The sequence below is a fragment of the Sphingomonas sp. ABOLE genome (genome assembly GCF_003950455.1).
Lineage (GTDB): Bacteria > Pseudomonadota > Alphaproteobacteria > Sphingomonadales > Sphingomonadaceae > Sphingomonas > Sphingomonas trueperi.
Map to the genome: position 1 here is coordinate 1 of NZ_QQWY01000025.1, position 13,833 is coordinate 13,833.

A 13,833-nucleotide genomic window follows, 5' to 3' on the forward strand; every position below is an offset into this window, starting at 1 on the left:
GAGCGTGGCGGGGGGGTGGGGGATGTGGGCGGGGTGGGGGGGGTGGTGGGGCGGGCGGCCGGCGGGGCCTTGGGCCGGGTCGGCGCGAGTGTCGTGCAGGCGGTGGTGGCGACCGGGGGCGGCGGCGGGGCGCGGCTGGGGCTGGTCGAGGGGTTCAGGGCGGTCGGGACGGGGCTGGGGGCGCTGGTCGGGGCGGGGGTGGTGGTGCCGGTGCCGGTGCCGGGCTGGACGATGGTACCAGGCCCGCTGCTGCCGCCACCGCCGCAGCCGGCCAGCAATGCGGCCAACACCATCGCCGAAACGCCCGAACGCACACGCCGCATCTTCATGATCCCCCAATCTGGGGCAACGCTAGCCGCATGCCGGTTGTCGCGCCATAGGGTAGCGAGGCCGTCAGCCCTGTCCGGCGGTGCGGCCATTCGTCTCCGAATGCCTGCGATGGCCGCTCATCGCCGCGCCGGCGTCGTGCGCGAAGCGGCGGTTCCAGAACAGCGCCGAGGCCGAGATGCCGGCGACGATCACGAAGGCCAGCGAGAAGTCGCCGAGGTGGAGCGCCTCGCGGTGCGCCAGCCGCGGCCCCAGCTCCAGCGCGGTCGCGGCGGTGCAGATGCCGAGCGACAGGGTCAGCTGCTGGAAGGTCGCGTATAGGCTGGTCGCCGCGCTCATCTCCTGCTTCTCGACATCGGCATAGGCGATGGCGTTGTAGCCGGTGAACTGGAACGAGGTGAAGAAGCCCGACAGCGCCAGCACCGCTACCATCGCGGCGACCGGCCAGTCCGGCCGGAACAGCGCGCAGCTGGCATAGCCGAGGCTGCTCACCAGCCCAGAGACGATCAGGCTGTCGCGAAAGCCCCAGCGGCGCAGGACGCGCGGCGCCAGCGCCTTCATCGCCAGCGCGCCGATCGCGCCCACCATGGTGATGGTGCCGGTGGTCGCGGCGGAAAGGCCGAAGCCGAGCTGGAACAGCAGCGGCAGCAGGAAGGGCTGCGCACCCTGGGTGATGCGGGTGAGCGAACCGGCGATCACCGACAGCCGGAAGGTGTCGATCCGCATCAGCCGCGGATCGAGGATCGGGTCGCTGGTGCGCCGGGCGTGCCGGACATAGCCGAGGCCGAAGACCAGGCCGATGCCGAGCAGCGCCAGCGCCACGCGGCCGGTGCCGGGGCGGCTCGACAGTTCGAAGCCGAACAACAGGCAGCCCAGCGCCACGCCGGAGAGGAAGAAGCCGCTGGTATCGAACCGCGGCCGCGAGTCGCCGCGGATCTCGGGTACCAGCAACAGCGCGCCGACGATGCCGGCGATGCCGATCGGTAGGTTGAGGTAGAAGATCCAGCGCCAGTCGAGCCAGGTGACGATGAAGCCGCCCAGCGGCGGCCCCAGGATCGGCCCGATCAGCGCGGGCATCACCAGCCAGGACAGCGCCTGGACCATGTCTTCCTTGGCGACGCTGCGCAGCAGCACCAGCCGGCCGACGGGCACCATCATCGCGCCGCCGATCCCTTGCAGGAAGCGGGCGGCGACGAGCATCGGCAGCGTGCCGGCCTGCGCGCAGAGGATGGAACCGGCGAGGAAGATGGCGATCGCCACGCAGAAGATGGTGCGCGAGCCGAATCGGTCGGCCAGCGTGCCGCTCGCCGGAATGAACAGCGCGAGGGCCAGAAGGTAGCTGGTCAGCGCGAGGCTGAGGCTGGTGGCGGAGGTGCCGAGGTCGCGTGCCATCGTCGGCAGCGCTACGGTCAGCACCGTGCCGTCGAGCTGCTGCATGAACAGGGCGGCCGCGACGACGAGCGCGATCGCGCGGTAGCCGCTGCCGCCGCCAGGGGGCGCCTTGGTCGGCGTGGTGACCGCCTCCACCGCCGGTGCCAGCCCGTCGCCGACATCGGCGCTCATCGAGGCCAGGTTACGTCGTCTCCACCGCATGCCGGTCCTTTGCTCTTTTCCGTCCATTCCCGGAAGCTGATCTGCTCGTTCGATAAACCTGCTACGGCGATAGGTCGATGAAATCGTTTTCGCACCCCCTGCGCCATCGGCTGTGCGGATGTGTATGCGGGCAGGCGCCACCGCGCCGATACTGGGTCCGATGCGCCCGCCTGCCGCAAACGCGGCGGCGCACCCGCACCTCCAAGGCCTTCCGCTCCCTGGGACTCCTCGGAAACGGGCGGCCGGGCGCCCGACCCTACCAGATCTGGGAGTAGGCGCAGCGCCCTCCAACACCGATTGTGCGCCGCAGCGAACACGACGAGGGGCGGTCATGATCGACTTGGTGACGTGGCAATCGGCGCATCTGTTCGGCGATGCGCTCGCCGATCAATATCGCTTCCGGCATGACCAGTTCGTCGTCCGGTCCGGGTGGAACGTCCCGCATTTCGACGGCATGGAATATGACCAGTTCGACACCCCCGCCGCGCGCTATCTGCTGTGGCGGGACCATGCCACGCGGGTCCGCGGGATGGTGCGGCTGCTCCCCACCACGCGCCCCTACATGACCGAGACCTTGTGGCCCGAACTCGCACCCGAAGAGGGGCCGCCGCGCACCGAGACGGTCTGGGAGAATACCCGTTTCGCGGTCGACCGCGCGCTGCCGGCGCCGCTGCGCCGGATGGTGACGAGCGAGCTCATCCTGGCCTCGCTGGAATTCGGAATCTGCCAAGGGATCGAGCGCTATCTGCTGATTTCGCCGCTCTGGGTGTTGCGTGGCGCGCTGGCTGCGGCCGGGTTGCCGCACCGCCTGCTGCAGCAGACCGACACGCTCGGTCGCTGGCCGGTGGCGAGCGCCTATGTGCCGGTCTCCGAAGCGATTCTCCTGGCCGCGCGGCAGCGGCTCGGCGTGCCGCACCGGGTGCTCGCCGATGGGCAGGGCGGCACCTGCCACCCCGTCGTGCAGGCGGCGTGACCATGCACCTGCCGCACCGCCGCAGGATCGCTAGCCGGATGGCCGAAGCGCTGCGCTACCTGCAGCGCGAGGCCAAGGCCGCCGCGCTGGACGAGGTGGCCGCGGCACTCGCGCATGCGGAGCGCTCCGCCGGCGGCGCAGCCGTCGACCGGTCGAGCACGGCGCCGGCCGCCGATCGGGCGAAGCGGCCGACGTGACGCAGTTTCAGACCATTGGGGCATACAAGGGGGAGTCGACGCGATGCAGCATGGATCCGAGCAACTACTGCCACTGACCACCGCCCAGCGCGGCCTGTGGATCGGCAGCCAGATCGCGCCGCCGGGTTCCACCTTCAACATCGCCGAGGCGGTGGAGATCCTGGGGGATATCGACCCGCATCTGTTCGTGGCGGCGATCACCCAAGTGTCGGAGGAAGCGGAGACTACCCGCATCCAGATCGTCCAGACCCCCGAAGGCCCGATGCAGCGGGTGGTGCCGTCGGTGCGCACCGAATTCCCGTTCGTCGATGTCAGCGGTGAACTCGATCCGGACGCGGCGGCGCTGGCCTGGATGCGCGCCCGTATCCTCGCGCAGCTCGATCTGGAGCGCGATGGCTTATGGGTCAGCGCGCTGCTCAAGCTCGGCCCGCAGCGCTTTATGTGGTTGCAATGCTGCCACCATATCGCGCTGGACGGCTTCACCGGGGGCATGCTCGCGGCGCGTCTTGCCGAGGTCTATACCGCGTTCGTCGAGAAGCGCGCGCCCGAGCCGCACGGCTTTCTGCCGATCGCCCTGCTCGTCGAGCAGGAGCAGGGCTATCGCGACTCCGATCGCCGCGAAACCGATCGCAAATACTGGGTGGAGCAACTGCGCGACGTGCCCGATGCGCCGACGCTGTCGATGCGGCTCGATCGCCGCAATACCGCCGCCTCGGGCGCCGATGGCGGCTTCATCCGGCGGTCCTGGACGATCCCGGCCGAGATGGTGGAGCGCCTGCGCGTGCTGGTGCGCAGCCATGGCGCGACGCTGCCGCAGGGCCTCACCGCCATGCTCGCCGCCTATCTGTTCCGCATGACCGGCAAGGAGGATTTCGTCGTTGGCATGCCGATGACCGGGCGCGGCAGCCGTACCCTGCGCCAGGTGCCCGGCCTGGTCGCCAACGTGGTCGCGCTGCGCTTCCGGCCGGTGCGCGAGACCAGCTTCGTCGAGCTGCTCACCCAGTCCCGCCGGGTGCTGCAGAGCGCGTTGCGGCACCAGCAATTCCGCTACGAGGATCTGCGCCGCGAGCTGGGATTCAACGAGATCAACCAGCACCTCGCGCGGTTCAGCGTCAACATCGAGCCGTTCGATTATGCGCTGCGCTTCGGCGGCGCCACCGCCCGCAGCCACAATCTGAGCAACGGGGCGATGGAAGACCTGACCGTCTTCCTGTTCGACCGGCAGGACGGCGAAGGCATCCGGATGGATTTCGATGCCAATCCGGGGCTCTACACGCATGAAGAACTCGACGCGCATCTCGCACGGGTCGAACGGCTGATGTCCGCGGTGCTCGCCGATCCGGAGGTCGCGCTGGTCGCGCACGACCTGATCGGCGGCGATGAGCGCCAGCGCTGGGCGGCACAGGTCCGCGCGGCCGAGCGTGCCTGGCCCGCCGACGACGCACCTGCGCTGGTGCGCCGCAAGGCGGCGGATCGCCCCGATGCGCCTGCGGTGATCGATACAGCGGGAGCGCTCAGCTATCGCGTGCTCGGTGCGGATGTCGAAGCACTGCGGCGCCAACTGGCCGCAGCGGGGGTGGGGCCGGGCCACCTGGTCGCGGTCGTGCTGCCGCGCGACCGGCGGCTGGTCACCGCGCTGCTCGCCATCGCCGAGAGCGGCGCCGCCTGGCTGCCGCTCAACGGCCACGGCCCGGTCGACCGCCTGCACGCCATCCTGGAAGACGCGCGCCCATCGCTGGTGCTGTGCGACGCCGACATGGACCTGCCGATCGCCGTTCCGCGTCTGGTGCTCGCACGCGCCGGCGCGGCAGGCGTGCTTCATGGCGGCGATGCTGATCCGGCCCCGCGGGTTCCGGCCGGCACCGCCTATGTCACCTATACCTCGGGCACCACCGGGCGGCCGAAGGGCGTGGTCGTCTCCCACGCCAACCTCCGCAACCTGCTGCTGTCGATGCGGGAAATCCTCTCGGTCGCGCCCGACGAGCGCCTGCTGGCGATCACCACGGTGACCTTCGACATTGCGGTGCTCGAGCTGCTGCTGCCGCTGGTCGCCGGTGGGACCGTCGTGGTCGCCACGCGCGAGGAGGCGGGCGATCCCAAGCGGCTGGCGGAGGCGATCGCGCGCCACGGCGTGACCGCGCTCCAGGCGACGCCCACCATGTGGCAGGCGATCCTCGGCGCCGGCCAGGGCGAGGCATTGCGCGGGCTGCTGCTGCTGACCGGCGGCGAAGTCCTGTCCGGCCAGCTCGCCGAGCGGTTGCTCGGCCTCGGGCGCGCGGTGTTCAACCTGTACGGCCCCACCGAGACGACGATCTGGTCGACGGCGCAGCAGATCGGCACGGCGGACCTGGTGCTCCCGGCGATCGGCCGTCCGCTCGCCAACACCCAGCTGCATGTCGTCGATACCTATGGCATCCAGCTGCCCAACGGCACGATCGGCGAACTCGCGATCGGCGGCGACGGTGTCGCGACCGGTTATCTCGGCCAGCCGGCGCTGACCGCCGAACGCTTTCCGCCCGATCGCTTCACCGACGCGGCCGGCGCCAGGCTCTACCGCACCGGCGATCGCGCGGTGCGCGATGCCGACGGCGTGGTGCGGACGCTGGGGCGCAACGACGACCAAGTGAAGATCAAGGGCGTCCGTGCCGAGCCGGCGGAGATCGAATCCGCGCTGCTCCGGCTGAGCGGGATCGAACAGGCCGCAGTCGTGCTCGAACGCGGGGACGAGGGGGCGATGCTGGTCGCCTATCTCGTCGCCGGCGAGGGGCACCTGCCCGCCGAACCCGCGAAGCTGCGCCGGGCGCTTTCGACGATGCTGCTGCCGCAGATGATCCCGTCGCGCTTCCACTATCTCGACGCGCTGCCGCGGACGCCGAACGGCAAGCTCGATCGCCGCGCGCTGCCGCGTCCGGGCAAGCAGGACGTCATCGAAAGCGCGGCTTCGGCGCAACCGCGCACGCCCACCGAGATCATGCTCGCGCAGATCTGGCGGTCGGTGCTGGGGGTCGAGGAGATCGGCATCCACGACAATTTCTTCGATCTCGGCGGTGACAGCCTGAGCGCGGTGCATCTGGTGGCGGCGCTGGCCGATCTGGGCGCCGATCTCTCGCTCGGCCATCTGTTCACCGAACCGACTATCGCGGGACTGGCGCCGCTGTTCGACGGCAGTGCGCAAGGTTCCGGCTTCCTCGACCTGGTGCTGCCGCTCCGCAGCGAAGGCGATGCCGCGCCGCTGTTCTGCCTCCATCCGGTGCTGGGCGTGGGGTGGAGCTTCGCCACGCTGGCGCCGCATCTGCCCCAGCGTCACCCGGTCTATGCGCTCCAGGATATCGGGCTGCTCCAGGGCGAGGCCCGCCCTGCCTCGATCGAGGCCCTGGTCGAGATCTATCTCGAGCAGATCCGCGCGGTGCAGCCGGCCGGTCCCTATCACCTGATCGGCTGGTCGATGGGCGGATTGATCGCTCATGGCATCGCCTCTCACCTGCGCAGCGCGGGCGAAGAAGTGGCCCTGCTTGCGCTGCTCGATTCCTATCCCTTCCTCGGCACCGAGGCCGATCCCGAGGACATGGAAGAGACGGTGCTCATCCGCGCCGCGCTGGATTTCCTGAAGCTGCAGCCCGATCCGGGCGCGCCGATGCCCGAGACGACGGATGCGCTGGTCGAGCTGATCGCTGCGGCGATCGACATGGGCGCGCTGCCGGCGACGCTGGGGCAGGAAATCGGCGACGTCCCCGCGTTCATCGAGCGTCTCCGCGCCGTGACCGTACACAATCTCGGGCTGGCGCGGCGATACCGGCCCGGCCATGCGGATACCGATGCGCTGTTCCTCCGCGCGGCCCTGCGCGGCGGCGACGGCGCCGGTGCGGTGATCCATGACAGCCCCACCGTGTGGGGCAGCCATCTGGCGGGCCTGCTGACCATTCACGAGGTCGATTGTCGGCATCAGGACATGATGCTGCCCGCCCATGCTGCGCGGATCGGCGGCATCCTTACCCGCCACCTCGATGCGCTGGCGCAGGACTCTGCGCTGGTCGCGGTCGAACGGCCCTAGCGGCGGCGGCGGCACGGCGACGGAGGCACGACATGCGCATCGCCATCTTCACCATCGGGACGCAGGGCGACGTACGGCCCTTCGCCGCCTTCGGCCGCCATCTGCAGGCGCTCGGCCATGCGGTGACGATCGCCACGAGCGACCGTCACCGCGCGCTGATCGACCAGGTGGGCCTGCGGCTGGCCCCGATCGAATCGGACTATGCGGCGTTGATGGCGCGCGAGCGGGCGCTGATCGATGGCGGAAACCAGTTGAGGATCGCCGGGTCGGTCGCAGCGACGATGATGGCCTGGGCGCCGCAATGGGCGCGGCAGGGGATGGAAGCGGCCCGGGGCGCCGATCTCGTCCTCGGCTCTGGCTCGGGCACGATCCTCGGCGCCGCGATTGCGGAAAAGATCGGCGTGCCGTTTGTCCAGGCGCAGTTCATGCCGCTGACCCCGTCGCGGCACCTGGCGCCGATCTGGCCGCTGCCCGGCCTGCGCCTGCCCGGTACCGCCAATCTCGCCCTCTCGCATGCGTTGCGCATCGCGATGTGGCGGCTGATGGCGCGACCGTCCAATGCGTTGCGCGAGGCCTTGGGGCTGCGCGCCTTCCCGCTCCTCGGCCCTTGGTACGAACGCGAGCAACGGGTACGGCCGCAACCCGTCCTCTACGCGTTCAGCAGGCACCTGCAGCCGCAGCCGGCCGACTGGTCGCCGGGGCGGGCGGCGGTCGTCGGCTTCTGGTCGCTCGACCAGGGGGACGACTGGACGCCGCCACCGGCGCTGCGCGACTTCCTCGATGCCGGGCCGCCGCCCCTCTATGTCGGGTTCGGCAGCATGCTCAGCGGCGATCAGCAGCGCTTCACCCGTCTGGTTCTCGACGCGGTTCGGCGGACCGGTCGTCGCGCGATCGTTGCGACCGGTTGGGGCGCGCTGGAGGCGGCGCAGGCGCCGCCCAACGTGCTGTTCCTCCGGGATGCACCCCATGACTGGCTGTTCCCGAGGGTGTCGCTCGCCGTGCATCACGGCGGGGCCGGGACGACGGCAGCCGCCACGCGGGCAGGGCTACCGCAGGTCGTCGTGCCGTTCCTGGCCGATCAGTTCTACTGGGCGTGGCGGCTCGAGCGCTCCGGGGTCAATCCGGTCCTGCTCGATCGCCGGACGATGACGGCGCAGGACCTTGCCGATGCGATCTTCCTGGCGGAGCGTGAAGGCGTTCGCGCGGCGGCTGAACGGCTCGGCAGCCTGCTCCGGGCCGAGACGGGGATGGAGAATGCCACCCATGCCCTGGAGCGCTGGGGCGTGTTGCCGGCGGTGCAGACCGGTCGAGCCCGCCAGCTCGCATAGGCCCGGCCCAGCACGCTGCGGGCCCGGAGCGGCGCGACATGGTCAGGGCGAGATGACGCCCAGCATGATCGCGCTGACCACGGCCAGCATCCGCCCGTTGCTGCCTAGTTTCGCACAGGCATTCTTGACGTGGAAATTGACCGTGTTCTCGCTGATGCCGAGCAGGACGCCGATTTCCCACGCGCTCTTGCCGCGCGCGGTCCAGGTCATGCAGTCGCGTTCGCGCGGCGTCAGGCGGATCGGCGATTTGGGCGTGCCGGCCAGCGCCTTGTAGCGTTCGAGGAACTGCGCCGAGATCATGCTGAGGAACGGCCGGGCGCGATTCAGCGCATCGACGTCGCCCGCGCCGAAGCTCGCCACGAAGGTCGTCCCGTCGGTCATGTGGATCGGTACGGTGAACCCGGTCACCACGCCGAAGGCTCGCGCCTCGTCGAGCAACCGGCGCTGGGCGCCGTCGAGGCCGCCAAGTTCCGTCCAGCTATACGGTATGTCCTGATGCGCGATCGCGTTGATCGTGGGGTCGATCTTGATGTAGTCGTTGGCGTGGTAATGGCGCTGCCAGGCTTCGGGATAGTGCACGAAGATCACCTCTTCGGCGCGCTGCATGTTGGGCCCGAAGCGCCCCAGGGCGAAGTGGAAGTTTCCGACGCTGGCGACGGCGGCGGCGAATCGCACGCAAAGCTGATCGACGTCGACGGCTGCCCCGAAATCCGCCGCGATCGTCAGCAAGCCGTGCGAGACCGCGGCGGTCATAGGAGCGGCCATACCCAAGGCACGGCGCGCGGCCGATGCGAGAAAGGCAGGCTATAGGCGATCATCGAGCATCAACCACATGACACCTCCGCGCCGCTTGCATCCTCGCCCCGCTCCGCACCGCGTCCCGTGCGGAGCGATCATGGCGGCGCCCGCGCAGGCGCCAGTTGATCGAACGTTTGCATAAATTGGTATCTGAAAAACGTTTAAACAATCAATTTTTGTGGCCGGTATAGCAATTGTAACCAGCCGAACCCGAGCGATACCTGTGCCAGGCGGTAAATGTCGGGCCGGTCGGTGAAAAGCATAGGCTGGTACGGCCCCGCCTCGGCCTGTCGCCCTTCCCGGCATCTTTAGCCGGGCGATCGCGCGGCGCTCGGCATGGAGCCTCGCACGGTCTCCCGATGGCACGTGGACTCTATCTGGTCTGCAATCCCCGCGCAGCCGCTATCGCTACCATGATCGCGTCGCCGAAATCGGCGAAGGTGCGCGCCTCGATCGGCCGTTCCGGGGGCGGGCGATCGGAGCGGTTTGGGCCGCCAAGCCATAGCGAATGCACCAAATTGCCTTCCGCAACAAGGTGAAGCCTAGGTCGCGGTGCATATGCCGCAGAAATTTAGCGCACCTGTTCGGCCTCTTAGGCTTCCCTTGGTGTGTGTGGAACATGATATCGCAGCTTCGGTGCAAGATAGGACGGGCGCGGTACTGCCAATATGGATGCATGCCCATGTAGTGGCGTTCCGATGAGCTCGTTCGGAGTTCGATAATATCTTCGGGCGTGATTTTGCGACTCGCGATAATTCATGATAACGGTCAATGCATCTGATGTTCGACTCGGAGGGGGGCTTATGACGGGCACGCAGATCGCGGCATCGTCTAGTACTGCCTGGAGCAACTGGACAAAAAATATCACCTACCAGCCGCCAGTAGGGGGTGGGGGATATTATTTCACGCCGAAGAACTTGGACGAGCTGAAGCAGGTCTTGAAAAAGGCCGTTTCCGACAATGCCGTCTTGCGCGTGTCCGGGCAGCGCCATTCGCAGCCACCCCTGGTGATCGGTACGTCGGACCCGTCCGGCCGCCCGCTCTATCTGGTCGACATGTCCTGTTATGCCGACCTGGGGCCTTCAGGCGACCAGACAATGGTGGTCGATGTCGTGAACAAGCGCATCACCGTGAATACCGGTGTTCGCGAAGATCAGGTCGACGAATTGTTGACCCGCAACAACCTGATGCTGCGCACCGTGACCGCAGGCGGCTTTTTCAGCATCGGCGGCATGACCGCGGTGGACGTGCACGGGGCGACCATCGATGCGCCGATCTTCGCCGGCACGGTCTCCTCCTTCACGATTCTGCGCGCCGACGGCACGGTGGTTACGATCGACGAGACCAGCAGCGCGGTGGACGGCTGGAAGCCGATGCAGTTCGCGCGCGTCAATCTCGGCGGGCTCGGCATCGTCACCTCGGTGACGATCGATGTGCTCGATCGCCCCTATGCGACGACGCTCCAGGCGAGCAGCGTTTCGTTCGATGCCACCAGTCGGGACGCGTTCGCCCAGCGTTTCCAGCAACTGCTGACCAGCCACGATCGCGTCGAGGTCTTCTACAATCCCTATTTCGTGTGGCCGATCACCAACGAATATTTCGCCGCCTGCTGGGACGTCGTCGATCCTGCGGAAAAACTGCCCAACCAGCCCGTACCGGCACAGGATGCCTGTACCTTGGCGCAGGAGGACGAATTCGGCGCGCCTTTGCTGCCGGGCGAGGCGGTTGCCGAGTGGGTGGCGATCGAGGCGCAAAAGGCCAAGCTGTCGGCCGGCGGCCTTACCGTTGCCGGGATCGCGTCGATCAGCAAGTCTGTCGCCGAGGCGGCGGCCGCGCATTCCGATCTCTGGTTGACCGAAGCCGCGCGGGTGATGTTCATGTCCTATTTCCTGCCGATGCCCGCCATCGATGCGGAATCGCTGGGCAGGGTGTGGGACAGCCTGCAGGTCGTGGGCAAGCGCATGCAGCAGGGAAGCTCCTTCTACATCGCCGCGCCGATGGAGTTCCGCTTCGTGACGGGCAGCGACGTGGCCATGGCGGGGACGTACACGGCCGATCCCGGCACGCTCTTCGTCAATCTCGATCTGATCGGGTTCGTCGAGGCGGTCAGCACCGACCAATATCCGCCTGCGCTGCTGCAGTTCTTCGCCGATGTCGAACGTGCATGGGTGGCAATGGGGGGCCTGCCGCACAACGGCAAGATGTACGGCTTCTACGATCCCAAGGGGCCGCCCGGCAACTACACGGCAGCATTCAATCCCAATTTTCTCGCCGAGCTGCGCGAGCGGCGGGGAGCTCCGCTGAAGGCGTTTGCCGCCTATCGCCAGTCGCAGGATCCAGGCGGCACCTTCTACAACCCCTATCTTCGCGCGCTGCTAGAGGGATGAGACAGGGCGGTGCAGCGTCTGCGCGCGCGCCGGCCGTCCCCTTCCTGGGGGGCGGACTGGAAGCCGAGGGTGCGGGCATCGCGGGTGGCGGACAGGTGGGGCGGAAGGACGTCTGCCTCGTCTCGATGCCCTATCCGGTCATCGACCAGCCATCGGTTGCGCTGGGCTTGTTGCAGAGCGCGCTCGAGCATCGCGGCATTGCCACCCGAAGCTGGTTTCCCTGCCTCTGGTTCGCCGAGGAGATTGGCCTGGACGTCTTCTCGTTCATTGCGGACAGCAAGCAGGAGTTTCTGGTCGGTGAGTGGACCTTCGCCGGGGCGGCCTTTCCGGAGTTCGCGCCCGACCAGGAGGCCTATCTCGACACGGTGCTTTCGGCGGCGGTGTCGCGCGGGCTGCTGCTGCGCAGCGGGTTTCGCGACGATCCCCGCAGCGCGCTGCTGCGGGCGCGGGCGGCGGCACCGGACTTCGTCGATCGTGCCGCGCGCCAGATTCTCTCGGTACGGCCCAGGATCGTCGGCTGTACGTCGACTTTCTTCCAGCATTGCGCGTCGCTCGCCTTGCTCCGCCGCATCCGCGCACTCGACCCGAGCGTCATCACGGTGATGGGCGGTGCCAATTGCGAAGGGGCGATGGGCGTCGCTACCCGCCGCTGTTTTCCATGGGTGGATTTCGTCGTCTCGGGCGAAGCGGACACGCTGTTCCCCGAACTGTGCGCGCGGCTGCTCGCGGAAGGGCGGGATCTTCCGGCCGAAGCGCTGGCGGACGGCGTGGTGGGGGCGGCGAATATCGACCGGGTCGGCACCGGCGCCGCCGCTCCCCGCGCATCGGTGCGGGACATGAACGACGTCCCCGCGCCCAATTTCGACGATTACTTCGCGGCGCTCGAGGCGTCGCCGCTGCGCCCCTATATCGATCCCGGCCTGGCGGTGGAGACGTCGCGCGGGTGCTGGTGGGGCGCGAAAAAGCATTGCACCTTCTGCGGGCTGAACGGCGGCAACATGGCGTTCCGCTCGAAAGCGCCGGAGCGCGTGCTCGGCGAGCTTCGGCATTTGTCGGAGCGTCACCAGATTCGGAAGTTCAACGTCGTCGATAACATCCTCGACATGAAGTATTTCCGGACGCTGCTGCCGCAACTGGCCGAGGAGGAGCCCTACAGGCTGTTTTTCGAAACCAAGGCCAATCTCCGCCGCGACCATCTGGAGCTGATCGCGGCCGCAGGTATCCGGCGCCTGCAGCCCGGCATCGAGACCATGCATGACGAGATCCTCCGGCTGATCGACAAGGGCACGACCGCGCTGCAGAATGTGCAACTGCTGAAATGGGCGCGCGAGCTCGGGATCTTCATCACCTGGAACTTCTTGTGGGATGTGCCGGGCGAGTGCGACGGATGGTATGGCGAGATGGCTGATTGGCTGCCGCGGGTGGCGCATCTGCAGCCGCCCGGCATCGACCGGATCCAGTTCCACCGCTTCAGCCCCTACCATCAGCGTGCGGCGGACTTCGGGCTCACTCTGGCACCATATCCCAGCTATGAATCGGTGTACCCCGTGGCAGCGGCGGACCTGAAGGAGCTCGCTTATTATTTCGATGCCGTGGGGCGGCCGCCGGCGGCCCGGATGCTGGCCGAGCGCCCGCAGCTGAAGCGCGTGGTGCGGATCGTCGGCAGTTGGAAGCAGGCATGGGACCGCGAGGATCCCGCCGACCGCCCGGCGTTGCTGGTCCAGCCCGACGGGGCGGACCTGGTCGCTGCGGACACGCGGCCGGGAGCGCCGGCGGCCGGCTATCGGCTGACGGGGCTCGCCGCGAGGCTCTATGCCGCGTGCGACGGCATCATTTCCTTGGCGCAACTGATGACGCTGCTCGCTTCGGATTCGCTGCCGGTCGACGAAGCAATGGTCCGCGAACTTCTCGCCGATCTGGTGCGTCGGGAGCTCCTGCTGGAGCAGAATGGCCGATACCTCGCGCTTGCGCTGCGCCAGCTTGCCCCCATCCCGGATGGTCCGGCCGACTTCCCCGGCGGAACGACCAATCTGAGGGCTTGGTACGAAGATCATGCCGCCTTGGAGGAGGTGCTTGCATGAAGGCTGGCCGCAACGGCCCGCAAAGCAGCTAGATGCCGTGATCGTCATGCAAGCAATTGTCATGAATATGCGTGAATCGGATCGGTTTATACGTTGAC

At 68.1% G+C, this 13,833-nt stretch carries 8 protein-coding genes and 1 pseudogene; 6 read left to right on the forward strand and 3 right to left on the reverse strand.

All coding sequences use genetic code 11. From position 1 onward, the window contains the following. Together CA234_RS15485 and CA234_RS15490 are read right to left on the reverse strand one after the other, a co-directional pair. Positions 1-329, reverse strand: a pseudogene (locus tag CA234_RS15485) (hypothetical protein); the annotation flags it as partial. Positions 330-393: 64 nt separating this feature from the next. Further along, positions 394-1,890, reverse strand: coding sequence for a DHA2 family efflux MFS transporter permease subunit (locus tag CA234_RS15490; RefSeq protein WP_125976770.1), 1,497 nt, complete (start codon positions 1,888-1,890; stop codon positions 394-396). A gap of 361 nt (positions 1,891-2,251) precedes the next feature. On the opposite strand from CA234_RS15490, the gene CA234_RS15495 reads away from it, so the two are divergent. From CA234_RS15495 to CA234_RS15505, 4 genes are read left to right on the forward strand one after another with little or no spacing between them, the layout of a single operon-like run. After that, a complete protein-coding gene (locus tag CA234_RS15495; protein WP_164521831.1) occupies positions 2,252-2,893 on the forward strand; it encodes an acyl-homoserine-lactone synthase in 642 nt (213 codons plus the stop codon). A 38-nt stretch (positions 2,894-2,931) separates the two neighbouring features. Beyond that, the gene (locus CA234_RS24400) at positions 2,932-3,090 is read left to right on the forward strand and encodes a hypothetical protein (protein ID WP_164521832.1); all 159 of its coding nucleotides are present in this window, start codon (positions 2,932-2,934) and stop codon (positions 3,088-3,090) included. Positions 3,091-3,133: 43 nt separating this feature from the next. After that, positions 3,134-7,141 (forward strand): non-ribosomal peptide synthetase, encoded by a 4,008-nt coding sequence (locus tag CA234_RS15500; RefSeq protein ID WP_164521833.1) that lies wholly within the window; start codon positions 3,134-3,136, stop codon positions 7,139-7,141. A gap of 32 nt (positions 7,142-7,173) precedes the next feature. Further along, positions 7,174-8,469, forward strand: a complete 1,296-nt coding sequence (locus tag CA234_RS15505; protein WP_126002133.1) for a glycosyltransferase — start codon at positions 7,174-7,176, stop codon at positions 8,467-8,469. Positions 8,470-8,511: 42 nt separating this feature from the next. On the opposite strand, the gene CA234_RS15510 is transcribed toward CA234_RS15505, so the two are convergent. Beyond that, positions 8,512-9,222, reverse strand: a complete 711-nt coding sequence (locus CA234_RS15510) for a LuxR family transcriptional regulator (RefSeq protein ID WP_164521834.1) — start codon at positions 9,220-9,222, stop codon at positions 8,512-8,514. Positions 9,223-10,070: 848 nt separating this feature from the next. Between CA234_RS15510 and CA234_RS15515 the strand changes: the two genes are divergently transcribed. Both CA234_RS15515 and CA234_RS15520 read left to right on the forward strand, forming a co-directional pair. Then, on the forward strand, positions 10,071-11,654 hold the full coding sequence (locus tag CA234_RS15515; protein WP_164521835.1) for a D-arabinono-1,4-lactone oxidase: 1,584 nt from the start codon (positions 10,071-10,073) through the stop codon (positions 11,652-11,654). Beyond that, positions 11,651-13,735, forward strand: a complete 2,085-nt coding sequence (locus tag CA234_RS15520; protein WP_126002136.1) for a RiPP maturation radical SAM C-methyltransferase — start codon at positions 11,651-11,653, stop codon at positions 13,733-13,735. Before CA234_RS15515 ends, CA234_RS15520 begins: the two co-directional genes overlap by 4 nt. Positions 13,736-13,833 lie beyond the last annotated feature (98 nt).

Bases quoted from the DNA above. Each gene is read 5' to 3' on its own strand.
- CA234_RS15490 (WP_125976770.1), bottom strand. From the start codon at position 1,890: ATGAGCGCCGATGTCGGCGACGGGCTGGCACCGGCGGTGGAGGCGGTC.
- CA234_RS15495 (WP_164521831.1), top strand. From the start codon at position 2,252: ATGATCGACTTGGTGACGTGGCAATCGGCGCATCTGTTCGGCGATGCG.
- CA234_RS24400 (WP_164521832.1), top strand. From the start codon at position 2,932: ATGGCCGAAGCGCTGCGCTACCTGCAGCGCGAGGCCAAGGCCGCCGCG.
- CA234_RS15500 (WP_164521833.1), top strand. From the start codon at position 3,134: ATGCAGCATGGATCCGAGCAACTACTGCCACTGACCACCGCCCAGCGC.
- CA234_RS15505 (WP_126002133.1), top strand. From the start codon at position 7,174: ATGCGCATCGCCATCTTCACCATCGGGACGCAGGGCGACGTACGGCCC.
- CA234_RS15510 (WP_164521834.1), bottom strand. From the start codon at position 9,222: ATGACCGCCGCGGTCTCGCACGGCTTGCTGACGATCGCGGCGGATTTC.
- CA234_RS15515 (WP_164521835.1), top strand. From the start codon at position 10,071: ATGACGGGCACGCAGATCGCGGCATCGTCTAGTACTGCCTGGAGCAAC.
- CA234_RS15520 (WP_126002136.1), top strand. From the start codon at position 11,651: ATGAGACAGGGCGGTGCAGCGTCTGCGCGCGCGCCGGCCGTCCCCTTC.